This window comes from Stenotrophomonas sp. YJH_SMC_138, assembly GCF_059369855.1.
The window spans coordinates 234,910-258,569 of the sequence record NZ_JCAFTB010000005.1 but is presented as its reverse complement, the minus strand read 5'-3'; the positions used below and the strand labels follow the sequence as shown (position 1 = coordinate 258,569).

Annotated in this window: 22 protein-coding genes; 11 read left to right on the top strand and 11 right to left on the bottom strand. The window is 66.9% G+C overall.

Translation table 11 applies throughout. From position 1 onward, the window contains the following. Positions 1–76: 76 nt before the first annotated feature. Together AC5P7I_RS13240 and AC5P7I_RS13235 are read left to right on the top strand one after the other, a co-directional pair. Positions 77–1,948 carry an ABC transporter ATP-binding protein gene (locus tag AC5P7I_RS13240; protein WP_262087983.1) on the top strand — a complete coding sequence of 624 codons (1,872 nt, stop codon included), beginning with the start codon at positions 77–79 and terminating at the stop codon, positions 1,946–1,948. 79 nt (positions 1,949–2,027) lie between these two features. Next, positions 2,028–2,807 (top strand): ferredoxin--NADP reductase, encoded by a 780-nt coding sequence (locus AC5P7I_RS13235; protein ID WP_014647730.1) that lies wholly within the window; start codon positions 2,028–2,030, stop codon positions 2,805–2,807. Between the two features lie 75 nt (positions 2,808–2,882). Here AC5P7I_RS13235 and AC5P7I_RS13230 read toward each other — a convergent pair whose 3' ends face one another. After that, positions 2,883–3,362 carry a glutathione peroxidase gene (locus tag AC5P7I_RS13230; protein WP_032958888.1) on the bottom strand — a complete coding sequence of 160 codons (480 nt, stop codon included), beginning with the start codon at positions 3,360–3,362 and terminating at the stop codon, positions 2,883–2,885. Positions 3,363–3,492: 130 nt separating this feature from the next. Here AC5P7I_RS13230 and AC5P7I_RS13225 point away from each other — a divergent pair, with 130 nt between their 5' ends. Next, positions 3,493–5,661, top strand: coding sequence for a M3 family metallopeptidase (locus AC5P7I_RS13225; RefSeq protein ID WP_014647732.1), 2,169 nt, complete (start codon positions 3,493–3,495; stop codon positions 5,659–5,661). Between the two features lie 128 nt (positions 5,662–5,789). On the opposite strand, the gene cfa is transcribed toward AC5P7I_RS13225, so the two are convergent. Genes cfa through AC5P7I_RS13210 form a run of 3 tightly spaced genes read right to left on the bottom strand, consistent with a single transcriptional unit; the run spans position 5,790 to position 8,146 of the window. Continuing rightward, positions 5,790–6,905, bottom strand: a complete 1,116-nt coding sequence (gene cfa, locus AC5P7I_RS13220) for a cyclopropane fatty acyl phospholipid synthase (RefSeq protein ID WP_049405890.1) — start codon at positions 6,903–6,905, stop codon at positions 5,790–5,792. A gap of 19 nt (positions 6,906–6,924) precedes the next feature. Then, complete coding sequence (locus tag AC5P7I_RS13215) at positions 6,925–7,806, bottom strand: DUF3298 and DUF4163 domain-containing protein (protein WP_134809088.1); 882 nt, start codon at positions 7,804–7,806, stop codon at positions 6,925–6,927. 37 nt (positions 7,807–7,843) lie between these two features. Continuing rightward, positions 7,844–8,146 (bottom strand): GNAT family N-acetyltransferase, encoded by a 303-nt coding sequence (locus AC5P7I_RS13210; RefSeq protein WP_006455911.1) that lies wholly within the window; start codon positions 8,144–8,146, stop codon positions 7,844–7,846. Between the two features lie 208 nt (positions 8,147–8,354). On the opposite strand from AC5P7I_RS13210, the gene AC5P7I_RS13205 reads away from it, so the two are divergent. Then, positions 8,355–8,516 (top strand): hypothetical protein, encoded by a 162-nt coding sequence (locus AC5P7I_RS13205; protein ID WP_014037806.1) that lies wholly within the window; start codon positions 8,355–8,357, stop codon positions 8,514–8,516. 43 nt (positions 8,517–8,559) lie between these two features. Here AC5P7I_RS13205 and AC5P7I_RS13200 read toward each other — a convergent pair whose 3' ends face one another. Further along, positions 8,560–9,186, bottom strand: a complete 627-nt coding sequence (locus AC5P7I_RS13200) for a rhomboid family intramembrane serine protease (protein WP_014647735.1) — start codon at positions 9,184–9,186, stop codon at positions 8,560–8,562. A 7-nt stretch (positions 9,187–9,193) separates the two neighbouring features. Then, the gene (locus tag AC5P7I_RS13195) at positions 9,194–10,759 is read right to left on the bottom strand and encodes a POT-type proton-dependent oligopeptide transporter (RefSeq protein ID WP_262087984.1); all 1,566 of its coding nucleotides are present in this window, start codon (positions 10,757–10,759) and stop codon (positions 9,194–9,196) included. A 162-nt stretch (positions 10,760–10,921) separates the two neighbouring features. Here AC5P7I_RS13195 and AC5P7I_RS13190 point away from each other — a divergent pair, with 162 nt between their 5' ends. Then, a complete protein-coding gene (locus AC5P7I_RS13190; RefSeq protein ID WP_262087985.1) occupies positions 10,922–11,770 on the top strand; it encodes an endonuclease/exonuclease/phosphatase family protein in 849 nt (282 codons plus the stop codon). A 131-nt stretch (positions 11,771–11,901) separates the two neighbouring features. Here the strand turns inward: AC5P7I_RS13190 and AC5P7I_RS13185 are convergent, their stop codons facing one another. Then, the gene (locus tag AC5P7I_RS13185) at positions 11,902–12,513 is read right to left on the bottom strand and encodes a superoxide dismutase (protein ID WP_005410310.1); all 612 of its coding nucleotides are present in this window, start codon (positions 12,511–12,513) and stop codon (positions 11,902–11,904) included. Between the two features lie 219 nt (positions 12,514–12,732). Here AC5P7I_RS13185 and AC5P7I_RS13180 point away from each other — a divergent pair, with 219 nt between their 5' ends. Both AC5P7I_RS13180 and AC5P7I_RS13175 read left to right on the top strand, forming a co-directional pair. After that, a complete protein-coding gene (locus AC5P7I_RS13180) occupies positions 12,733–13,185 on the top strand; it encodes a guanyl-specific ribonuclease (RefSeq protein ID WP_049405900.1) in 453 nt (150 codons plus the stop codon). Next, positions 13,185–13,598, top strand: a complete 414-nt coding sequence (locus AC5P7I_RS13175) for a barstar family protein (RefSeq protein ID WP_262087986.1) — start codon at positions 13,185–13,187, stop codon at positions 13,596–13,598. Before AC5P7I_RS13180 ends, AC5P7I_RS13175 begins: the two co-directional genes overlap by 1 nt. Before the next feature lie 128 nt (positions 13,599–13,726). Here AC5P7I_RS13175 and AC5P7I_RS13170 read toward each other — a convergent pair whose 3' ends face one another. Further along, positions 13,727–15,487, bottom strand: a complete 1,761-nt coding sequence (locus AC5P7I_RS13170; RefSeq protein WP_262087987.1) for a hypothetical protein — start codon at positions 15,485–15,487, stop codon at positions 13,727–13,729. A gap of 10 nt (positions 15,488–15,497) precedes the next feature. Next, complete coding sequence (locus AC5P7I_RS13165; RefSeq protein ID WP_014037813.1) at positions 15,498–16,097, bottom strand: NfuA family Fe-S biogenesis protein; 600 nt, start codon at positions 16,095–16,097, stop codon at positions 15,498–15,500. A 90-nt stretch (positions 16,098–16,187) separates the two neighbouring features. On the opposite strand from AC5P7I_RS13165, the gene AC5P7I_RS13160 reads away from it, so the two are divergent. The 3 genes from AC5P7I_RS13160 to zupT all read left to right on the top strand — a co-directional run bounded on the left by AC5P7I_RS13160 (position 16,188) and on the right by zupT (position 17,859). Next, positions 16,188–16,538, top strand: coding sequence for a 4a-hydroxytetrahydrobiopterin dehydratase (locus AC5P7I_RS13160; protein ID WP_014647741.1), 351 nt, complete (start codon positions 16,188–16,190; stop codon positions 16,536–16,538). Further along, complete coding sequence (locus tag AC5P7I_RS13155) at positions 16,535–16,951, top strand: energy transducer TonB (protein ID WP_014647742.1); 417 nt, start codon at positions 16,535–16,537, stop codon at positions 16,949–16,951. The genes AC5P7I_RS13160 and AC5P7I_RS13155 overlap by 4 nt, the downstream gene beginning before the upstream one ends. Before the next feature lie 98 nt (positions 16,952–17,049). Next, the gene (gene zupT, locus AC5P7I_RS13150; RefSeq protein ID WP_014647743.1) at positions 17,050–17,859 is read left to right on the top strand and encodes a zinc transporter ZupT; all 810 of its coding nucleotides are present in this window, start codon (positions 17,050–17,052) and stop codon (positions 17,857–17,859) included. A gap of 102 nt (positions 17,860–17,961) precedes the next feature. Here zupT and AC5P7I_RS13145 read toward each other — a convergent pair whose 3' ends face one another. Then, positions 17,962–18,936 (bottom strand): RluA family pseudouridine synthase, encoded by a 975-nt coding sequence (locus tag AC5P7I_RS13145; RefSeq protein ID WP_049403782.1) that lies wholly within the window; start codon positions 18,934–18,936, stop codon positions 17,962–17,964. A 407-nt stretch (positions 18,937–19,343) separates the two neighbouring features. Here AC5P7I_RS13145 and rne point away from each other — a divergent pair, with 407 nt between their 5' ends. After that, complete coding sequence (rne, locus tag AC5P7I_RS13140; RefSeq protein ID WP_262219422.1) at positions 19,344–22,601, top strand: ribonuclease E; 3,258 nt, start codon at positions 19,344–19,346, stop codon at positions 22,599–22,601. A gap of 169 nt (positions 22,602–22,770) precedes the next feature. Here the strand turns inward: rne and AC5P7I_RS13135 are convergent, their stop codons facing one another. After that, entirely contained in the window at positions 22,771–23,658 is an 888-nt protein-coding gene (locus AC5P7I_RS13135) for an endonuclease/exonuclease/phosphatase family protein (protein ID WP_197557121.1), read from the bottom strand. Between the last annotated feature and the right edge of the window lie 2 nt (positions 23,659–23,660).

Sequence of the window (23,660 nt, the reverse complement as noted above, 5' to 3'; positions counted from 1 at the left end):
AAGGGATCTGACCCCGGTGCCGGCAACACGGCTGCACTGACTCCCCCTGCACGTATCACGCGCGCACAATACGCGCATGCCTGCCATCCCCCCCGTTGGCGCTGCCGCCGCGAAGAAACCCAGCCTGCGCCAGCGCTTCAAGGCGATGCGCAACCTGCCGCCGTTCCTGCGCATGGTCTGGCAGACCAGCCCCGCGCTGACCCTGGCCAGCCTGGGGCTGCGCCTGATCCGTGCGCTGCTGCCGGTGGCGATGCTGTACGTCGGCAAGCTGATCATCGACAGCGCCCTGCACCTGAGCCAGCACGACGCCGGTTTCCCGCCGCTGGGCGAGGCGCTGTCCAGCGGCATGCTCAATCCGCTGCTGGGCCTGCTGGCGCTGGAATTCGGCCTGGCCATCGCCTCGGACCTGCTCGGCCGGCTGGTCAGCTACGCCGATGCCCTGCTCTCCGAGCTGTTCGCCAACGTCACCAGCATCCGGCTGATGGAACACGCGGCGACGCTGGATCTGGAGGACTTCGAGGACCCGGACCTGCAGGACAAGCTGGACCGTGCGCGGCGCCAGACCATGGGCCGGATGAACCTGATGAGCCAGCTGTTCGGCCAGGTGCAGGACGCGATCACCGTGGCCAGCCTCGCCGTCGGCCTGCTGGTCTACGCGCCGTGGCTGATCCTGCTGCTGGCGCTGGCACTGGTGCCGGCCTTCATCGGCGAATCGCACTTCAACGCGGCCGGCTACAGCCTCAACTTCCAGTGGACGCCCGAGCGCCGCCAGCTCGACTACCTGCGCCAGCTCGGTGCCAGCGTGGAAACGGCCAAGGAAGTGAAGATCTACAACCTGCACCGCTTCCTGGTCGAGCGCTATCGGCGCCTGTCGGTGGCGCTGTTCCAGGCCAACCGTGCCCTGGCACGGCGCCGCGCGTTCTGGGGCACGCTGCTGGCTGCGCTGGGCACGCTGGGGTATTACACCGCCTACGCCTACATTGCCTGGCGCACGGTGCGCGGCGACTTCTCGATCGGCGACCTGACCTTCCTCGCCGGCAGCTTCCTGCGCCTGCGCCAGCTGCTGGAAGGCCTGCTGATCGGCTTCTCGCAGGTGGCCAGCCAGGCGCTGTACCTGGATGACCTGTTCTCGTTCTTCCAGATCGAACCGGAAATCCACTCGCGCGAAGGCGCCGTACGCGTGCCGCAGCCGATCCGCCAGGGCTTCGTGTTCGAGAACGTCGGTTTCCGCTATCCCGATGCCGAACAGTGGGCGGTGCGCCACCTCGATTTCCAGCTGCAGGCCGGCGAAGTGCTGGCCCTGGTCGGCGAGAACGGCGCGGGCAAGACCACCCTGGTGAAACTGCTGGCACGCCTGTACGAACCGGACGAGGGCCGCATCCTGCTCGATGGCCGCGACCTGCGCGACTACGACCTGGACGACCTGCGCGCCAACCTCGGGGTGATCTTCCAGGACTTCGTGCGCTACAACCTCAGCGCCGGCGAGAACATCGGCGTCGGCCAGGTCGAGGCGATGGACGACCAGGCACGCATCGCCGATGCCGCGCGCCGCGGCATGGCCGAGGAAGTGATCGAGGAGCTGCCCGGTGGCTACGACCAGCTGATCGGCCGCCGTTTCAAGCAGGGCGTGGACCTGTCCGGTGGCCAGTGGCAGAAGATCGCCATTGCCCGCGCGTGGATGCGCAATGCGCAGGTGATGATCCTGGATGAGCCAACGGCAGCGCTGGATGCGCGCAGTGAGTTCGAAGTGTTCCAGCGGTTCAGGGAACTGGCGGATAATCGCACCGCCGTATTGATCTCCCACCGTTTTTCCTCGGTCCGCATGGCCGATCGCATCCTGGTGCTGGCCGATGGCCGGATCGAGGCCAGTGGCACCCACGCCCAGCTGATGGCACAGGGCGGCCGCTATGCCGAGCTGTTCGAGCTGCAGGCGGCGGGTTACCGCTGAGAACGCCTCTCGTTCCGCCCAATGAGAACCCGTCTCATTTGAGATAGAATTCCCCCGACGACTTTTGACAGATACGCCCATGTCCTCCGCTTTTGGCGCCGAAACGGTGCTTGAGGTCCGTCACTGGACCGACGCCTACTTCAGTTTCACCACCACCCGCGACAGCGGCTTCCGCTTCGAGAACGGCCAGTTCGTGATGATCGGCCTGGAAACCGAGGCACGGCCGCTGCTGCGTGCGTACTCCATCGCCAGCGCCAACTGGGAAGAGCATCTGGAGTTCTTCAGCATCAAGGTGCAGGACGGCCCGCTGACCTCGCGCCTGCAGCACATCAAGCCAGGCGACAAGGTGCTGGTCGGCAAGAAGCCCACCGGCACCCTGCTGATCAGCGACCTGCACCCGGGCAAGAACCTGTACCTGCTGGGCACGGGCACCGGCATGGCGCCGTGGCTGTCGGTCATCAAGGACCCGGAGACCTACGAGCGCTTCGAGAAGGTGATCCTCTGCCACGGCGTGCGCTACGAAAAGGATCTGGCCTACCGCGATTACTTCGAGAGGGAGCTGCGTGAGCACGAGTTCCTGGGCGAGATGATCGGCGACAAGCTGCTGTACTACCCGGCCGTCACCCGCGAGCCGTTCGCCAACCAGGGCCGCCTGACCTCGCTGATGGAAAGCGGCCAGATGCAGCGCACCCTCGGCCTGCCGGAGCTGAGCCCGGAAAACGACCGCGCGATGATCTGCGGCAGCCCGCAGATGCTGGCCGACCTGCGTGCTGTGCTCGATGCCCGTGGTTTCCAGGTTTCGCCGCGCATCGGCCAGCCGGGCCACTACGTGTTCGAGCGCGCGTTCGTCGAGAAATGATGCCGCAACGGTAGTGCCGGCCGCTGGCCGGCTCTTCCTGGCCCACGGGGTTGCCGGCCAGCGGCCGGCACGACCTCACAGCAGCGCTTCGATCTCGCCGCGCAGCTGCTCCGGCCGGGTGGTGGGCGCATGCCGCGACACCACCCGGCCCTGGCGATCGACCAGGAACTTGCTGAAATTCCACTTGATGCGGGCACTGCCGAGCACGCCGCGCTTCTCCCGCGCGAGCCACCTCCAGAGCGGGTCGGCCCCCTCGCCGTTGACCTCGATCTTTTCCGACAGCGGGAAGCTGACCGGATAGTCCAGCGAACAGAATTGGCGGATCTGCGCGGCATCACCGGGCTCCTGCGCGCCAAACTGGTTGCACGGGAAGCCGATCACCACCAGGCCGCGTTCGCGGTACGCCTGCCACAGCTGCTCCAGCCCGGTGTACTGAGGCGTGAAGCCACAACGGCTGGCGACATTGACCAGCAGCAACGGATGGCCCTGGTACCGGGCCAGCGCCTGCAGCTGGCCATCGAGGTCGCGGAAGCTGAAATCGTAGGCGGTCGTCATGGCAGTGGGCCGTGGGCGGTGAATGCATGGTACCCGCGCCCGGCCCCGGCAACATGCCTTTTGACACAAGTGCAGTCGCCGCCGGCCGGGTTACCCTCGGGCCCTTGTTTGCCTTACCGGAGCTTCTACCTTGACCACTCGACTTGCCCTTGCCGTGGCCATGTCCCTCGGCCTTGCCCTGCCCGCCTTCTCGGCCGGCGCCGCCACCCCGGCTGCCAGCACCAATGCCCAGCAGGCCAACCCGTTCTTCGCCGAAAGCCCGCTGCCGCTGCACTTCCCGCAGTTCGACAAGATCAAGGACAGCGACTTCGCCCCGGCCTTCGACGCCGGCATGGCGCAGCAGCTGAAGGAAGTGGAGGCGATCGCCAACAACAAGGCCAAGCCGACCTTCGACAACACCATCATCGCGCTGGAAAAGAGCGGTGACATCCTCGACCGTGCGACCACCGTGTTCTTCAGCCTGGTCGGCGCCGATACCAACGACACCCGCAAGAAGCTGCAGGCCGACTACTCGGCGAAGTTCGCCGCGCACAGCGATGCGATCGCGCTGAACGGCAAGCTGTTCGCCCGCATCCAGGCGCTGTACGACACCCGCAGCCAGCTGGGCCTGGACGCCGAAGGCGTGCGCCTGGTCGAGAAGTACTACGACAACTACGTGCGCGCCGGCGCCAAGCTGTCCGAGGCCGACAAGGCCACGCTGAAGGACATGAATGCCGAACTGGCCAATCTGGGCACCAAGTTCAGCCAGAACGTGCAGTCGGAAGTGAACGCTTCGGCAATCACTGTCGACGACGTCAAGGAGCTGGCTGGCCTGTCCAAGGAGCAGATCGCCGCCGCCGCCGAAGCCGCCAAGGCCCGTGGCCTGGAAGGCAAGTACGTGATCACCCTGCTCAACACCACCGGCCAGCCGCCGCTGACCAACCTGGCCAACCGCGCCCTGCGCCAGAAGATCTACGAAGCCTCGACCACCCGCGGCAGCCGCGGCGGTGAGTTCGACAACACCGCGCTGGTCTCGCGCATCATGCAGCTGCGTGCCGACAAGGCCAAGCTGATGGGCTTCCCGAACTTCGCCGCCTACAACCTGACCAACCAGACCGCCAAGACCCCCGAAGCGGTCAACGCGATGCTCGGCAAGCTGGCTCCGGCCGCGGTGGCCAATGCCAAGCGCGAAGCCGCCGACCTGCAGGCGATGATCGACAAGGAGCAGAAGGCCGCGCGCAAGCCGACCTTCCAGCTGGAACCGTGGGACTGGGCCTTCTACAGCGAGAAGGTGCGCCAGGCCAAGTACAACTTCGACGAGTCGCAGCTGAAGCCGTACTTCGAACTGAAGAACGTGCTGGAGAACGGCGTCTTCTACGCCGCCGGCCAGGAATTCGGCCTGACCTTCAAGCAGCGCACCGACCTGCCGGTCTACCACGATGACGTCACCGTCTACGACGTGTTCGACGCCGATGGCAGCCAGCTGGCGATCTTCATCTTCGATCCGTATGCGCGCGCCTCCAAGCGCGGCGGTGCGTGGATGAACTCCTACGTCTCGCAGTCCAAGCTGACCGGCTTCAAGCCGGTGGTCGCCAATCACCTGAACATCCCGAAGCCGCCGGCCGGCCAGCCGACCCTGCTGACCTGGGATGAGGTGAACACCACCTTCCACGAGTTCGGCCACGCCCTGCACGGCATGTTCTCCAACGTGAAGTACCCCTACTTCTCGGGCACCTCGGTGCCGCGCGACTTCGTCGAGTTCCCCTCGCAGGTCAACGAGATGTGGGCCGACAACCCGGTCATCCTGAAGAACTACGCCAAGCACTACCAGAATGGTTCGGCGATGCCGCAGGCCCTGCTGGACAAGGTGATTGCCGCATCGAAGTTCAACCAGGGCTTTGCCACCACCGAATACCTGGGGGCGGCGATGCTGGACCAGAACTGGCACCAGATCGGCCCGGACCAGGTGCCGGCGGCCAAGGACGTGATGGCCTTCGAGCGCGCCGCGCTGGAGAAGGACGGCATCTACTACGCGCCGGTTCCGCCGCGCTACAAGACCCCGTACTTCAGCCACATCATGGGCGGCTACTCGGCCGGCTACTACGCCTACATCTGGTCGGAAGTGCTCGACGCCAACACCCAGAAGTGGTTCAAGGACAACGGCGGCCTGAGCCGCAAGAACGGCGACCACTTCCGCGCCACCCTGCTGTCCAAGGGCGGCAGCGTCGACGCGATGCAGCTGTTCCGCGATTTCGCCGGCCACGAGCCGCAGATCGAACCGCTGCTGGAAAAGCGTGGCCTGACCGGCGCCGGCAACTGATCGCCCGCGTACCGGCCTGAAACGGAAACCGCCCGGGAGACCGGGCGGTTTTTTTTGTTGTGATTGGGGTCAGAGCCCTTTTCTGCGAAAAGGGCTCTGACCCCGGGGTCTCCGACCCCGCGCTGGCTTCATCGCGGCGCCACGTACCCACCCGGCACGCCTTCCGGCGACAGCACCAGCTGCCACAGCTGCGCGTGCCGGCAGCGGAAGGTGGCCATCGACCCGGCCAGGTAGAAGCGCCACATGCGCCGGAAGTGCTCGTCGTAGTGCGCATCCAGCCGCGGCCACGCTGCTTCCACGTTGCGCCGCCATGCCTGCAGGGTCAGGTCGTAGTCGGTGCCGAAGTTGTGCCAGTCCTCCAGCACGAAACGGCCTTCGAACGCCTTGGTGATCTGCACCGCCGACGGCAGCATCGAGTTGGGGAAGATGTAGCGTGCAATCCATGGATCGGTGCGATGCCGTGAGACATTGGTGCCGATGGTATGCAACAGCAGCAACCCGCGCGGCGACAGGCAGCGCTTGGCCACTTCGAAGAAACTGGCGTAGTTCTTGTCACCGACGTGCTCGAACATGCCGATCGAGAAGATCGCATCGAATGGTTCGTCCAGTTCACGGTAATCCTGCAGGCGGATCTCGATCGGCAGGCCAGCGCACAACTGCCGCGCGAACTCGGCCTGCTCCTGCGATATGGTCACGCCGACGCCGCTGACACCGTAGCGCTCGGCGGCGAACTTCAGGGCTTCGCCCCAACCGCAGCCAATGTCCAGCACGCGCTGACCCGGGCGCAGGCCCAGCTTGCGGCAGACCAGGTCGAGCTTGGCCTCCTGCGCTGCATCAAGGTCATCGGCGTTGCGCCAATAGCCACAGCTGTAGACCAGGCGCTGGCCGAGCATCGCCTGGTAGAGATCATTGCCGAGGTCGTAATGGCGGCGGCCGACTTCGTAGCTGCCCTGCCCCGCCTGCAGGTTGAACAGGCGGGCCTTCAGCGCGTCTGCCACTTCGCGCCAGCCGTGCACCCGTTCATCCAGGTGCGCCTGCATCAGGTGGACGAGGAATTCATCCAGGACGTTGGCATCCCACCACCCCTCCATGTAGCTCTCGCCCAGGCCGAGCGAGCCGTGGCCCATGACCCGCGCGAAAAAGCGCGGGTCATGTACCTGGATGTCCTGTGGCTGGGTGCCGCCGATGCGGACCCCGGCTTCGTGGAGCAGGCCGGCGACCCGCTCCTGCAACCCTGTATCCACGCCGCCTCCTCGACTGCGGTCAACCGCGTGCGAACAGCTCCACGTAGTCCTTGGCCACGTGCGGCAACAGCACCGCTGCCGGTACATCGGCGGTCTGGGTGCCGTCCGAGTATGGACCCACCTGGTACGGCGGGAAAACAAAGCGCAGCGCGGTGATCTGCCCCTTGTCGTCGGTCAGTGGCTGGAACTGGCTGAAATTGTCGGCCTGCGGGCCGGTTCCGTCGGCGATCATGCGCGATGCGTTGCGCAGCGATTCCTGCAGCTGGGCCGGGTCCATGTCCTCGCCACTGAGGCGGGTGGCCACGCGTTCGCGCAACTGGTCGGCGACGAAATCGCTGATCGCCTTCCAGCCCTTGGCATCGGCCACAAGCTTTTCGGCGCTGAGCATCTGCTGCTGCTGCGGCAGCCACACGAAGCGCGCCACCAGCGGTTCGCCGTGGGCGCCACCCGTGTAGCGGCTGCCGTCGGCACTGACCACCACCAGCTGCGGGGTTTCAAGCAGCTTCTCGAAGCTCAGCGACAGCTCGTAGGGCATGGTCGGCTTGTCGTTGCCCAGCCCGTCCAGCGCCTGCTGCAGGTCGCTGCGCGCACTCGTGGCATAGCTCTGCAGCGCGCGGGCCAGGCCCGGATAACGGTCGATACCGGCCGGGTAGCTGATGCCCACCACTTCGCGCTCGTTGTTCTCGATCACGTCGCGCAGATCCAGCGGCGCTTCCGTGGCCGGCGTTTCGCCCGCGGCCGTCGCCTCGGCGGCGGGCGCCGCGTCGGTCGCCGGTGCCGGCTCGCTTTCACGCTGGCAACCGGCCAGCAACAGCACGCCCACCACGCCGGCCAACACGCTGCCGTGCAATGGCCGGTTGTTTCCAATCTTCATCGGGATCCCCTGTTCATGTTTGTACATCATCGCCTGCCATGGCTGAAGCGTGACCCGCTGGCGTTCAGCCAACGAGCAGGTCGTGGTACTCCTCGTGGCGCTGCAGGAAGGCTTCGGCGTAGGAACATGCCGGCACCACCTTGTATTTCTGCTCGCGCGCGAAACGCAGTGCCACGCGGGTCAGCTCACCGGCGATGCCACGGCCGGCGATCGGCTCGGGCACCTCGGTATGGGTGATGACCATGCGCCTGCGCTTGATCTGGTAATCGAGCACCGCCAGCTGTCCGCGCACACGTGCGGTGAAGCGGTGGTTGGCCAGGTCGTGCTCGACCTCATAGGCCAGACCGGGGGGCGTGACCGAAGCCATGGAACTGTCTCCTGCGGCGACTGCGTGGATGGTGCGCAGCCGGGCGCCATGATCGCGTGAAGCCTGAACAAGGGCAAGTCCAGTCCATTCACGTCAGTTTTCGCCCTCAAGCTGGAGGCGGGCCGGCCGCTATCGCCTATGGAGGGGTACGGCCAGGCTGGCACGACCCTTGCGACCGTTGACCATGCGCACCACCGTGGAGGCTCCCATGCACGCCAGCAATTCCCATTCCGATACCGACCGCGCCCTGCTGGAGGGCCTGCTGCAACTGGCGGTGGAAGGGCAGACCGAGGATCAGGATTTCCAGCGCATCGGCGAGGAAGTGTTCGCCCGCCTGCTGGATACCTACGGCCAGCAGACCGCAGCCTGACCCGGCCGGGGCGGATCGGACCCGATCCGCCCCGCTACCCGCATCAACCGCCGCCGAGGCGGAAGGTCGGGTTGGAGAGTTCGCGCAGGAAGTGGGTGAAGATGCTCGGCTGCATGGCCAGCATGAAGATCACGCCAAACGCCGCACCTGCCAGGTGCGCGCTGTGGTTGATGCGGTCGCCACCGCGCCTGTCCATCCAGATGCTGTAGCCGACGTAGAACGCGGCATAGATGATCGCCGGTGCCGGGATGAAGAACACCAGGATGATCGACCACGGCTTGATCAGGATGAAGGCGAACAGCACCGCCGATACCGCCCCAGACGCCCCGAGGCTGAGGTAGTTCGGGTTCTTCTGGTTCTTCAGGTAGCTGGGCAGGATCGAGACCAGCAGCGCGCCGATGTAGAACGCCGGGTAGGTCAGGTAGCTGCCGGTCAGCTGCACCATCACGCTCTCGATGAATCCCCCGAAGAAGAACAGGGTGATCATGTTGAAGATCAGGTGCGACCAGTCGGCGTGGATGAAGCCATAGGTCACCAGCCGGTCGTACTGGCGGTGACGGTCGATGGCCGGCGGCCACAGGATCAGGCGGTCGGCCAGCTTGCGGTTGTTGAACGCCATCCACGACAGGATGGCGGTGATGGCGATCAACAGCAGATTGACGGGGGTCATGTCAGGCTCAGGCGGTACGGTAGTTGTCGACCATACGATAGCGTTTCGCGTACCAACCGAAGGCCAACGCCGCGACGAAGGCGAAGCCGGCGAAGAAGAACATCAGGAACGCCGCCTCGCTCAGGCCCGTGCCCGCGATCTGGTGGGTGACCGTGTCGTTGCGCACCGCCGCGTTGGACAGCAGCACCCACAGGTTGCCGATGGTGGTGGTCAGGTTCCAGAAGCTCATCACCACGCCCTTCATCGCCTGCGGTGCCTGGCTGTAGGCGAACTCCAGGCCGGTGGCCGAGACCAGCACCTCACCGAAGGTCAGCAGCGCGTACGGCAGCATCTGCCAGAAGATCGACATGGCGTTGCCGCCGTCCATCACCACCTGGATGCCACCCACCACGATCCAGGCCAGGCCACTGAAGGCGATGCCGGCGGTCATGCGGCGCAGCGCGGTCGGTTCGAAGCCGAAGCGGCGCAGGGCCGGATACAGCACCAGGTTGTTGAACGGAATCAGGATCATCACCAGCAGCGGGTTCAGCGCCTGCATCTGCGAGGCGGTGAACCAGCTTGGCATCTGCATCTGCTGGCCCTGCAGGACCCAGGTCGAGGCCTTCTGGTCGAACAGCGAGAAGAACGGCGTGGTCAGCGCGAAGATCACCAGCACGCGCAGTACCGAGCGCACGCCTTCCACGGCTTCGGCCGGATGCTGGCCACGGGCGCGGTCCAGCTGCAGCCAGGTGCCGCCACCGATGCCGGCAAGGATGGCCACCAGCGCCAGGCACAGGCAGATCACGATGCCCAGCGAACCGACCAGGCCGAACGAGGCCACCGCCAGCGCCAGGCCAAGCACGGCGATCACCAGGCCCGGACGGCCCTGGCCAGCCACGCGCGTGGTCAGCGCGGTACGCACCACGTTGGCGAACGAATGCGGGTCCTTCGGCGGCAGCGGCACCAGCACGTAGCGCCTGCGGCCCAGCCAGAACACGAAGGTAGCGATGAACATCAGGATGCCCGGGATGCCGAACGCCCACTGCGGGCCCCAGTTCTTCAGCACCAGCGGGATCAGCAGCGAGGCGAACAGCGAGCCGAAGTTGATGATCCAGTAGAAGGCGTCGAAGACGATCTTGGCCAGGTGCTTGTTGCTCTGGTCGAACTGGTCGCCCATGAACGAGGCCACCAGCGGCTTGATGCCGCCGGCACCGAGCGCGATCAGGCCCAGGCCGAGGAAGAAGCCCTCACGGCTGTTCTCGAACAGCGCCAGGCACAGGTGGCCGGCGCAGTAGACCAGGCTGAACCAGAGGATGGTGTGGTACTTGCCGAAGAACCTGTCGGCCAGCCAGCCACCGAGCAGCGGGAAGAAATACACGCCGATCATGAAGCTGTGCATGATGTCCTTGGCTTCACTGGCACGGCCTTCGGCAGTGATTTCCTGCAGCAGCAGCGAGGTGATCAGGAACTGCACCAGGATGTTGCGCATCCCGTAGAAACTGAACCGCTCGCAGGCCTCATTGCCGATGATGTACGGAATCTGGCGCGGCATCTTTCCCTGGCCGGCGATGGGGGCGACTGCGTCGTGGCTCATCCTGTAAGGCATTCCTGCAAAGCGAAAGGCGCAAGGTTACCGGAACCGGGGCTTGCGAAGCACGCTGCAGGGCTGCATGACAACGGTGCCAATCCATGGCAGGCAGTGCAGGCCCTGCCGGAAGTCACGGCACCTGCACGACAAAAGCGTAAACTTATCGTTATGCGCCCCCTCGCCCACGCCCGCCTCCTGCTCAGCTGCCTTGCGCTGTTGCTGGCGTTGCAGGCGCAGGCACGACCACAGGCGCCGGCCGTCGTTGCCAGCGAGAGCGACCCCAGGCAGCTGACGGTCGCCGCGCTGGAGCTGCCCAGCCGCGATGACGCGCAATGGAAGCAGCGCCGCGAGCAGGTCGCACAGTTGCTGACCGAGCTGCAGCCGGACGTGATCTCGGTGCAGCAGGTGCTGCAGCAGCAGGGCCGCAACCCGGCCTGCTGGCTGGCCAGCCGGCTGCGCTACAGCTGCGACTTCGTTACCGCCGATCCGCCCAGCCAGCCGCTGCGGCATGGCAACGCCATGCTGACCCGGCTGCCGGTCAGCGAGGACGGCGTGACCCTGCTGCATCCTCCCGGCACCTTCAGCGCGGCCGGCATGATGCGGCTGAGGCTGGGCGAGGCGCTGGTCAACATCTATGTGGCGCGGCTGCGCCCGGACCCGGACGAGGCCAGCGCCCGCCAGCACCAGACCAGCGACCTGATGACCTGGATCGGCGCCACCGCCGAAGGCATGCCGAGCCTGATTGCCGGCGATTTCTCGGCCAGCACGGTGGAACTGGTGCGCAGCACGCCGGGGTTCCAGCCGGCCCGGCGCAATCCCGGCGGCCGTGCCGAGGCGCCGGCGGCCAGTGGGGGCGGCAGCAGCGGCCACGGCCTGGATGTGCTGTTCCAGGTCAAGCATTTCGGCGGCATCCGCCAGCAGCCGATCCTGCTGCCGGCCGACGGCGACCTGCCCGGCCTGCGTCTGGGTGTGATGGCGACCCTGCGCTTGCAGGGCGATACGGCCACTGCGGAATAGGTAGTGCCGGCCGCTGGCCGGCTCCCCCGGTACTGCACGGTTGCCGGCCTGCGGCCGGCACTATCGAACGACTGCTGCAACAGAAAAGGCCGGGGTCTCCCCCGGCCTTCTCATGTCATCCCGTCACGCGATCAGGCGATCGCTTCCTGGTAACGGCGCTCGACTTCGTTCCAGTCGATGACGTTGAAGAACGCGCCGATGTATTCCGGGCGGCGGTTCTGGTACTTCAGGTAGTACGCGTGTTCCCACACGTCCAGGCCGAGGATGGGGGTGTTGCCTTCCATCAGCGGGCTGTCCTGGTTGCCGGTGCTCTCGACCACGACCTTCTTGTCCGGGGTCACGCTCAGCCACGCCCAGCCACTGCCGAAACGGGTCAGCGCGGCCTTGGTGAAGGCATCCTTGAACTTGTCGAAACCGCCCAGGTCCTTGTCGATGGCCTTGGCCACGTCGCCCACCGGGTTGCCGCCGGCATTGGGGGCCATCACGGTCCAGAACAGCGAGTGGTTGGCATGGCCACCACCGTTGTTGCGCACCGGGCCCTGCAGGTTCTCCGGCAGCGACTTGAGCTTCTTCACCAGCTCTTCGACCGGCAGGTCAGCGTACTCGGTGCCTTCCAGCGCCGCGTTGACGTTGTTGATGTAGGTCTGGTGATGCTTGGTGTGATGGATTTCCATCGTCGCCGCATCGATATGCGGTTCCAGCGCGTCGTAGGCGTAGGACAGCTTGGGCAGGGTGTAGGCCATGATGCATCTCCTGATTGCGAGGGCACCCGACGATGTCGGGCGGTGCGCGGTGAATGATGGGGACAGACCGCCAGATTACCAAGGGGGATGTAAAGGAAATTGCGTCCTGCCAGTGAGCACGACGGCAATTGTTACGCAGCAGTGACGCAGCGCGCTCCTCATGCACCGTGCAGCGCACAGGCGCTACAGTGCGTGTACTACCCTCGCCCGCCCCTGCCCATGCGCAACCCCCGGCTGCTGATCACCGCCATCGCCCTGCTGCTGCTCGGCCTGGTCGCCAACCATTTCCTGCAAAGGCCGCCAGCGCCGCAGTTCGCGCCCGACCTGCAGGGCACGCCTGTCGCGCGCGCGCCGGCCACCGCCTCGCCCGGCAAGGACAGCGGACTTCCCGCGTTCCTGCCCGCCGAAGCGCGCGCGACCATCGCCCTGATCCAGCGTGGCGGTCCATTCCCGCACCGCCAGGACGGCAGTACCTTCGGCAACCGCGAGCAGCAACTGCCGCAGCGCGCGCGCGGCTACTACCGCGAATACACCGTCGACACCCCTGGCGCGCCTACGCGTGGCACGCGTCGCATCGTCACCGGCGGCGATCCGCCGGAAGCGTGGTACTACACCGACGACCATTACGCGTCATTCCGCAGCTTCACCGTACCGGCCCAGGGAGCGCAGTGATGAGCCACGATGATTTCGGCCTTGGCCTGCATGACATCAACAACGCCGGCGTCTACGCCATCGACAGCGACGACATCGGCGCACTGGCCGCGGCGATGCGCGATGCCGGCCTGAAAGTGATCCGCATCGATCTGGAGGGCGTCGCGGACAAGCGCACCCTGCTCGCCCGTTTGGCCGCACAGCTGGATTTCCCGGCCGGTTTCGGCGGCAACTGGGATGCGCTGTCGGACAACCTGCGCGACCTGCAATGGCTGCCGGCCAATGGCTACGCGCTGTTCCTGGCCGACGTGGACGCGCTGCGCGCCGGTCCGCAGAAGGACTTCGACACCCTGCTGGACGTGATGGACGAGGCCAGCCGTGACTGGGTCGGCCGCGACGTACCGTTCTGGGTGTTCCTGTCGCAGAGCGCGTAAGGTCACTGCCTTGGCCGGCATGCACTGACGCCTTGGCAGAGGCCGATCTTGGTCGGCGCTTCTGTGCCAACCAAGGTCGGCATCTACCAAAGCGCGGGCCGGCCAGCGCATCGGGCGCGGCCGAAGCTTTAGCGGCTCCCGTTGTCTTCCTGCAGTTCCTTCTTGAACGGGATGTCCGGCGGCGGTCGTGCCACGGCCGGCTGGTCCTGCATGTTGGGGTTGGTCAGGCCACAGCCGCCACCGGCCTGCAGGATCGAAATGACGCAGGAGATCCTTGTGTTGGTGCCCGGCAATGGAATCTCCATCGCCTTGACGCCCTTGCGCACCCATTCGGCCAGCAGCGATTCCTGCGGCACCCAGTACTTGTCGAACGAGGTCGGCGTGTAGTCGTACGGCGGGCGCTTCAGCCAGGTGCCGGACTGCGCAATGCGCTCCTTGCTCCAGCCGTCGTTGGCACCGCCGGGCGCACCGCGCGCGGCATGGCCATCGCCCTCCTGGCCAGGCACGCGCACGCTGCCATCGGCATTGAACAGGCCGCTGCCCTTGCCGGCGGTACTGGCCTGGCGGGTACCGTTGCTGCTGCCGTCGCGGTTGCGGCTGGAAGACCCCCAGTCATCGCCCTTGGCAGGCGTCGCCCAGTTGCCTGGATCAGGCGCCGGGCGCGCTCCCGCGTTTGCGGGTGTGCTGCTGGATGCTGACGGACGCGCGCTGCTGCTCGCCTGCGTCGCGCTGCCCTGGGCCGCAGTCGCGGGCGTCGCCGTGGCACTGCCACTGGAGGATGCCGGCGCTGCCACCGGTGCCGAGGCCACTTCACGTTCCCGCACCTGCACGTCGCGGCCAGTGGGCGCGCGTACGGCGGGCTCACGCCCGGCCACCGCCGCCATCCGCACCTGCGGATCGGCCACGGCCTGCACTTCACGTTCGCGCACCTGCACGTCCTGCTGCGGCACGCGCACCTGCACTTCCGCGCTGCGCAGCGGTTGGGGAGAGACCGGCGCGTCGACCGTACTGACTTCGCGTTCGCGCACCTGGATGTCACGCACCTGCGGCGTGCGCACGGCCAGTTCCGGGGTACGCACCGGGCTTGGTGTCGGCGGCGCCTGCACCGGCTGCACGCTGCGCTCGCGCACGGCGGGCGTGCTGTCACGCGGTACGACGCTGACTTCGGTGCGCGGCACACTGACCGGCGGCACCACGAAATCCGTGCTGGCCTGCGCCACTTCGGTGGCCTGGACGGGCGAAGGCGGCGGCGCGGCCGCCGGCGCCGGCTCGGCGTCGGCCGGCGGTGGTGGAACGCTGGCGGTCGGCGCGGATGCCGGGGATGAGGCGGTGGTTTCGGCAGCCACCGGACGTGGCGCAGGGGCCGAGGCAGCGCCCGCCTCCTGGCCCGGCGCAACCCGACCTGCCGCCGCAGCCGCAGCCGCTTCGGCGCCCGGCTGATCGCCACCGCCCTCCTGCGATGCGCGGCCGACGAACTCCACCTGCACGCGCTCGCCCTCGGTGCCCTCTTCGTCCGGCGCGCTGGTACGGATCACCGCCACCCACAGCAACAGCACGAAGAACAGCAGGTGCAGCAGTGCACTGACCAGTGCCGAGGTCCAGCGCATCCAGCGCTGGTCGCGCGGCGCGGCGTCCCAGTCCTGCCAGAACAGTCGGCGCAGTGCCTGCCACGGCGACAGCCGCGGCGACTGGCCTGGCGGGCCCGGCAGCGGGCGCGGCAGGAAAACTGCGATCACCTCGCGGGCATGGAACGGCCGCGGCAGTGGCCCCAGCGAGCGCAGCCACAGCGCCCAGCCATAGGGCAGGCGCGTGGACTTCTCGAGGACGGCGCGGGGCTGCTGGCGCGCCAGCAGCAGATCAATGAGTTGCTCGGCCCGGGTCAGAGGCACGCGTCAGCGATCAGGCGACGTTGCCGCGCGGAATGTAAGGCGCGTGGCCGCTGTCATGATCGGTCGCGTCACGCACGGCGGTCACGCCCGGCACGCGGCCCATCAGGGTTTTTTCGATGCCCTGCTTGAGCGTCACATCGGCCATGCCGCAGCCCTGGCAGCCACCACCGAAGCGCAGCAGCACCACGCCGTCGGACGAGACTTCCTGAACGGCCACCTTGCCGCCATGCGAGGCCAGCTGCGGATTGACTTCGTTCTCCACCACCCAGTGCACGCGTTCGACCAGCGAGGCCGCATCACCCGGCGCTTCGCCCTTGATGCGCGGCGCCTTGATGGTCAGCTGCTGGGCACCGGCGGTGCCGGCGACGATGTCGATCTCGGCGCCATCGAGCCAGCCAACGCTGCCGGCGTCGACATAGAGGGTGAAACCATCGCAGTCCACCGCCCACTCGTCACCGAGCAGGTCGGTCGGTTCGGCGAATTCCAGCCGGGCGTCGGCGCGCGGCGTACCGGGGTCGACCGCGCTCAGGCGCACGCCCATGCCGGGCACGCCCTCGCGTTCGATCAACTTGCGGAAATGGGTCTGGGCAGTGTCGGAGATCTGGATCATCAGGCTATTCTAGCCAAGTAAGCGTCAGCCGCTCATTCGGTTTATACACCGTCCGGCGCATTGTTCAGTCAACACGAGGTGGAGATTCCCATGGCCGACCTGATTCCACTGGCCCAGGCCCGTTGCGTGCCGCGCAAAGGCAGCGACCACAAGCTCGGCGAGGCCCGCCTGGCCGAACTGCTGCCGCAGGTTCCCGGCTGGGAGCTGAGCGAGGGTGACCAGGCCCTGTCGCGTACCTTCCGCTTCAAGGATTACTACGCCACCATGGCCTTCGTGAACGCACTGGCCTGGATCGCCCACCGCGAGGACCACCACCCGGACCTGGGCGTGCACTACGACCGCGCGGTCGTGCGCTTCTCCACCCACGATGTGGGCGGGCTGAGCGAGAACGACTTCATCTGCGCGGCCAAGACTTCGGCCCTGACGGAGCAACTGCCATGAACGTACGTTTGCTGAGCCTGTCCCTGATCGCTGCGACCGGCCTGGCCGGCTGTGGCGCGTCCGAACCGCCGTCACCGCCACCGCCGCCGCCGACCGAAGTGGCCGCGGTGAAGACGCCGCCGCCGCAGTACCCGCTGGAACTGGCCTGCATGGGCGTGGGTGGCACCAGCACCTTCAAGGTGACCATCGGCACCGACGGCAAGCCGAGCGAGGTTGCGCTGTTGACCGGGGCCGGCAACCCGCAGCTGGACGAACTGGCCAAGACCGCCGTGCAGGGCTGGCAGTTCAAGGCCGCCACCCGTAACGGCCAACCGGTGCCGGCCACCATCCAGGTTCCTGTCAGCTTCAACCCGCCACAGCCGAAGCCGGACCAGTGCTTCGCCATCGAAGAACGCCTGCGCCGCGGCGGCTGATCGCGCGCACCCCGACGGGGCCTGCCGACGCCCGCCTCGCCCTCGCCGCCCCGGCCCTGCCCGGGGCGGCTGTCTGTTGACCAGGATCGCGTGGGTTGATGCTGCAGATTCCCCCTGAAAACATCTGGATCGCACTGGCGGTCACGCTTGCCGCAGGCCTGGCCACCGCGATCGGCAGCCTGCTGGTGCTGTTCTCGCGCCGCCCCAGCCCGCGCCTGCTGGCGTTCGGCCTGGCCTTTGCCGGTGGCGCGATGGTCTATGTGTCGCTGTCGGAGATCCTCAACAAGTCCATTGCGTCGTTTGCACTGGCGTATGGCGAGCGCACCGGCTTCACCTACGGCACCCTGGCCTTCCTGCTGGGCGTGATCGTGATCGTACTGATCGACCACTTCATTCCCAATCCGCATGACAGCCTGGACAAACAGGACCCTGCGTTCCGCGAGAACAGCCGCGAGTACCTGAAGCGGGTCGCGCTGCTGACCTCGGTTGCGATCACCGCACACAATTTCCCGGAAGGGCTGGCGACCTTCTTTGCCACGCTGGAAAGCCCATCGGTGGGCATGCCACTGGCCTTCGCCATCGCCATCCACAACATTCCCGAGGGCATCGCGATCGCGGTGCCGGTGTACTTCGCCACCCAGAACAAGTTCTACGCGTTCAGTGCCAGCCTGCTGTCCGGCCTGGCCGAGCCCGTGGGCGCGGCGCTTGGCTACTGGCTGCTGTCAGGATCGCTGTCGCACGCCACGTTCGGCTGGGTGTTCGGCCTGATCGCCGGCGTGATGGTGTTCCTGGCGCTGGATGAGCTGCTGCCGGCGGCCAAGCGCTATGCCAAGGGCCACGAGACGGTTTATGGACTGGTGGCCGGCATGGGCACGCTGGCGATCAGCCTGGTGCTGTTCAAGTGGTGAGGGGTTCCCGGCTCGCCCTGTAGAGTCCAGCCATGCTCGACTGGCTTTCCGCGCGGCCCGACCGAGGCGCAGTCGAGCGTGACTCGACGCTACAGGAGATCCTTACTTCAGCCGGTCCAGCGCCTCGACCAGCTCATCCGCCAGCGGCGCGTTCAATACGTATGGGCTCTTGCCGTCATCCAGCGCGAACTCCAGCGAGGCCGCATGCAGGAACAAGCGCTTCAGCCCGATCTGCTCACGAAGCCGCTTGTTGACCGCTGGATCGCCGTATTTGTCGTCACCGGCCACCGGATGCCCTAGATGCTGGGCGTGCACGCGGATCTGGTGGGTACGGCCGGTCTCGATGCGGACTTCGCAGTACGAATGGCCACCGCGGCGTTCCAGCACCCGGAAGTGGCTGATCGATTCCTTGCCGATCGCATTGACCTGCACATGGCGCTCGCCGCCCTGGCGCAGGCCCACGTGCAGCGGTGCGTCGACCGTCATCACGCCGTCGGGCATGCGCCCGGCCAGCAGGGTCAGGTAGCGCTTGCGGATGCCGGCGCCGTGGTCTTCACGCAGCAAGGCCTGCAGTTCGCTCAGCGCCGAACGCTTCTTGGCCACGATCAGCAGGCCCGAGGTGTCGCGATCCAACCGGTGGACCAGCTCCAGGGTCTGCCCCGGGCGCAGCGCGCGCAGGGTCTCGATGGCGCCGAAGCTGATGCCGCTGCCGCCGTGGCTGGCCACGCCGGTCGGCTTGTTCAGGGCCAGCAGGCGGGCGTCCTCGAAGACGATGGCCTGCTCCAGGCGGCGCATGAACGCCTCCGGCGGACCGGCCTTGTCTCCTTCCTCAGTGAGACGGACCGGCGGCACGCGCACCTCGTCACCGGCCTCGAGCTTGCGTTCGGCCTTGGCGCGGCCACCGTTCACCCGAACCTGGCCACTGCGCACCAGCTTGTAGACCAGGCTGCGCGGGGCGCCCTTCAGCTGGCCGAGCAGGAAGTTGTCCAGGCGCTGGCCGGCGCGGTCGGCGGGAACGGTGATCATGCGCACGGAAGGCTTGTCGCCAGCGGGTTTGGTGGGGTCTTGGGCGGTCATCAGGCTGTTTATTCTGTTACACTCGGGGGGCGAGATAAGGGATTGATTTCGTTGGAAGTTACTCAGGGCCAGAAGCCCAGCTTCCGACGAATCCGGCACAGTGCGCGACCACCGCCCGCGGGGCGGCCATGTTAGCGGCTCACCGGCCTTCCCGGCCATCGCCGGATGCCTGACACGCAACCGTGCTGAACATGTCCCGCGTGGCGCTCCAGCCTGGCTGACAGCTGCCTGCGGCCTGTAACACCCCAAAACCCATAAGAGTGAAGCGCTCCCGCGGCCTGCCGTGGTGTCGTAGCGCTGGAAACCCAAGCCGCCCTCCCCGCGCTTGCGCGAATGGGCGGCGAACCGTGTCCAGAGGCGAAACCCCATGGCGTTCCGCGCGGTAGCCGCTTGCGAGGAACGCAACAATGAAGCGAATGCTGATCAACGCCACGCAGGCTGAAGAGCTGCGTGTTGCCATCGTGGATGGCCAGTCGTTGTATGACATCGACATCGAACAGCCGTCGAAGGAACAGAAGAAGTCCAACATCTACAAGGGCCGGATCTTCCGCATCGAGCCCTCGCTGGAAGCCGCCTTCGTCGAGTACGGCGGTGGCCGCCATGGCTTCCTGCCGCTGAAGGAAATCTCCCGCGACTACTTCCAGGCCGGTGTCGACCACAACAAGGCCGGCATCCGCGAGCTGCTGAAGGAAGGACAGGAGATCGTCGTCCAGGTCGACAAGGAAGAGCGTGGCAACAAGGGCGCCGCCCTGACCACGTTCATCTCGCTGGCCGGCCGCTACATGGTGCTGATGCCGAACTCGCCCAGCGCCGGCGGCGTTTCCCGACGCATCGAGGGCGAAGACCGGGCCGCGCTGAAGGACGCCCTGGACAAGCTGAACATTCCCGACGACATGGGCGTGATCATCCGTACCGCCGGCGTCGGCCGCGATGCGGAAGAGCTGCAGTGGGACCTGGACTACCTGCTCAATGTCTGGCGCGCCATCGCCGAAGCCGCACTGAGCAAGCCGGCTCCGTTCCTGATCTACCAGGAATCGCGCCTGATCGTGCGCGCCCTGCGTGACTACCTGCGCGCCGACATCGGCGAGATCCTGGTGGACACCGAGGAGATGTACGAGCACGCCCGCGAGTTCATGCAGCAGGTGATGCCGCAGACCCTGCGCAAGCTCAAGCATTACAAGGACGACATCCCGCTGTTCAACCGCTTCCAGATCGAGTCGCAGATCGAGGGCGCCTACGAGCGCAACGTGCGCCTGCCGTCGGGCGGCTCGATCGTGGTCGACCAGACCGAAGCGCTGACCGCGGTCGACGTCAATTCCTCGCGCGCCACCAAGGGCAGCGACATCGAGGACACCGCGTTCCAGACCAACCTGGAAGCGGCCGAGGAAGTGGCCCGCCAGCTGCGCCTGCGCGACCTGGGCGGCCTGGTGGTGATCGACTTCATCGACATGGCCTCCAACAAGCACCAGCGCGAGGTCGAGAACCGCCTGGCCAACGCGCTGAAGTACGACCGTGCGCGCGTCCAGGTTGGCCGCATCTCGCGCTTCGGCCTGCTGGAAATGAGCCGCCAGCGCCTGCGCCCGAGCCTGGGTGAATCCAGCCAGATCGTCTGCCCGCGTTGCGACGGCCACGGCCGCATGCGCAGCGTCGAGTCGCTGTCGCTGTCGATCATCCGCGTTGCCGAAGAGCATGCGATGAAGGAAAACACCGGGCAGGTGCTGGTCCAGGCGCCGGTGGAGATCGCCAATTACCTGCTGAACGAAAAGCGCAGTGCCCTGCGCGAGATCGAGCAGCGCCACGAGGCGCCGATCGTGATCGTCGCCGACGAGCAGCTGCACACCCCGCACTACACCGTCACCCGCCTGCGCGAGAACGAGCTGGGTGAAGAGAGCAACAAGCCCAGTTACCAGCGCGGCACCCCGCGCAAGCTGCCGGTGCATGCCCTGACCAAGGGCCAGCTGAACATCCCGCCGCCGGCGGTGACCCAGGTCAAGCACACCTCCCCCGCCCCGGTGCGCGAGGAAGTGGAGCCGGCCGCAGCGACACCGGCCCCGGTCGTGGCAGCGCCGGTTGCAGCGGCCCCGAGCGGCGGCGTGATCGGTTGGCTCAAGCGCGTGTTCGGTGGCGAACCGGCGCCGGCGCCGGCACCGGCGGCTCCTGTTGCCCGCCAGCAGCAGGACGGCGGCCGCAAGGACCGCAACAAGGATCGCAACAAGGACCGCAAGGATCGCCGCGACGACAACCGTGGCAACGGCAACGCTCAGCAGCAGAAGGATGGCGGCAACCGCAAGGAGCGCGGTGAGCAGCGCAAGGACGGCCGCAACGGCAACAACGGCAATGCCCAGCAGCAGCCGCAGCAGGGCAGGCAGAAGGAGCCTCAGCAGAAGGACGGCCAGCAGCCGCATCAGCAGAACAAGCCGCGCAACGAGCAGCAGGGCCAGAACCAGAACCAGAACCAGCAGCAGCCGAAGCTGAAGCAGCCCAAGCAGCCGCGCCAGCCGCAGGACGGTGACAAGCCGGCCGAGAAGCCGCAGCGCAGCACCGCCGAGGCACCGGTCGAGGCCGTGACCGCGGCTGCCGCCGTGGCCGCCACGGCGGTCGCCGCCAATGGGGTGACCGCTCAGGAAGCCACTGCGCCGGTGGCGCCGGTTGCGCCGGCCGCCTCCGCTCCGGCGGAAGCCACTGCACCGGCCGACACCACTGCCAACGCCGGCAACGAGGCCGAGGCGATTGCCGTGACCGGTGAAGAGGCTGCTGTCGACGCCAACGGCGAGCAGGCCGGTGAAGGCGCGACCCGCCGCCGCCGTGGCCGTCGTGGTGGCCGTCGCCGCCGTCGTGGTGGCGCCGAGAACGCTGCCGGCAGCGATGGCCTGGGCGATGATCAGGACGACGCGGACGACAGTGATGACACCGATGCCGCTGATGTCGCCGAGCAGAGCAACGACAGCGTCGCCGGGACCACTCCGGTCGCCGCTGCGCAGCCGGCCCGTTCGCAACCGGAATTCGATTTCGATGACGAAGTCGAACCGACCGCTGCCGAATCCGAAAAGCCGGTCCGTGCCGCCGCCGCTGTTGTCGCCGCGCCGGTCGCGGTGGTGAGCAGCGCCGTGGTCGATGCCGCTGCACCGGTGGTGGCCGAAGTACAGGCGCCGATCGATACCGTGGCCAAGGCCGAACCGGCATCTTCGCCGGTGCAGACCAGCATGCTCGATGCCATCGACGCGGCGACCCCGGCCCAGCCGGTGGTGGCTGCAGCACCGGCGGTCGAAGCCAAGCCGGTCGTGGTCGAGGCTGCCCCGGCCGTTGAAGCCACTCCGGTGGTCGAAGTGAAGCCGGTCGTGGAATCGAAGCCAGAGATCGCTGAAGCCGCTCCGGCGGTCGAAGCCAAGCCGCTGGCCGTTGAGGCCGCCCCGGTGGTGGAGGCCGCTCCCGCGGTTGAAGCCAAGCCGGTTGTCGAGACCGCACCGGTCGCCGAACAGCCGGTCACTCCGGTGGCGGTTGAAGCCGCACCGGTGGAAGCTGCGGCCCCGGTCGCCGATGCGGTGGTGACGCCGTCGATCGATCCGGTCGCCGATGGTCACGCCGATGCCGCCGCCCAGGCGGCCGAAGCCAAGGCCGACGAAGAAGATGAAGACGCCGCCAAGCGCACGCCGCCGGCGAACTGATCGCGATCTGGTCGCGTGAAAAAGAACGGCGGGGATCGATGATCCCCGCCGTTTCTGTTTGTGCGTCGGGCGCGTGCAGCGCTCTGGTAGAGGCCAACCTTGGTTGGCGCCGTTGTTCGAGCGAACGCGGACACGTCCGTGCCAACCAAGGTTGGCACCTACCAGGACATCAGCGCGTCGGCGCGAACTGCAACCGGGTCCACACGCCGTAGTGGTCCGAGGCCCAGCGACCGCTGTCATCGGGCTGGTCGAACAGGAGCTTCGCTTCGCGCGCGACCATCCGGTCCTGCTGGAAGAAGATGTGGTCGATACGCGAAGGTGCCTGGTAATAGTGCCGGTTCAAGGTGCTGACCCCGGCCAGGTCGGTGTTGACGTGCACGCTGCCATAGCTGTCGCCGTAATGGCTGCGCAGCTCGCTCAGGTCACCTGCGTCCACCAGCGCATTGAAGTCGCCCGCGATCACCACCGGCGCGCCGGCCGAGGTAGCGGTGATGAAGCGCAGCAGGTCCTCGACCTGGGTACGACGGATGCGCTGACCACTCTCGTCGTTGCGCTCGTTGAGATGCGTGGCGTAGACGTTCACCGGTGTGCCGTCGACGTCGATGCGCAGGTGGGCCACCGTGCGGTAGTCGTCCAATGGCAGCAGCAGATGATCCCCCTGGGCGAGGATCGGCCGCCGGGTCAGCAACGCATTGCCGTAACGCTTCGGCGCGCCCACCGGATCGGTGGACACGAATACGTACTTGTAGCCGAGTTGGCTGGCCAGCCACTGCGCCTGGTTGCGCACGTTGCGGCGCTGGATCACCTCCTGCAGCGCGATGGCATCGGGCTGCAGGCGCTTGAGTTCGGCCAGGATGGTACGGCGGCGGCTTGGCCAGTCTTCGCGGTCATGATGGAGGTTGAAGGTGACCATGCTCATGCCTGGCGCGCTGGCGATGTCCACCGCTGGCGATGCGACCTGCGGCACCGCTGCCAGCGTCAGCCCTGGCAATGCCAATGCAATGGCCAGCCCCAGGGCGCGCACCGTCGCGCGCACTCCCTCCCCTTGTTGCTTCATCG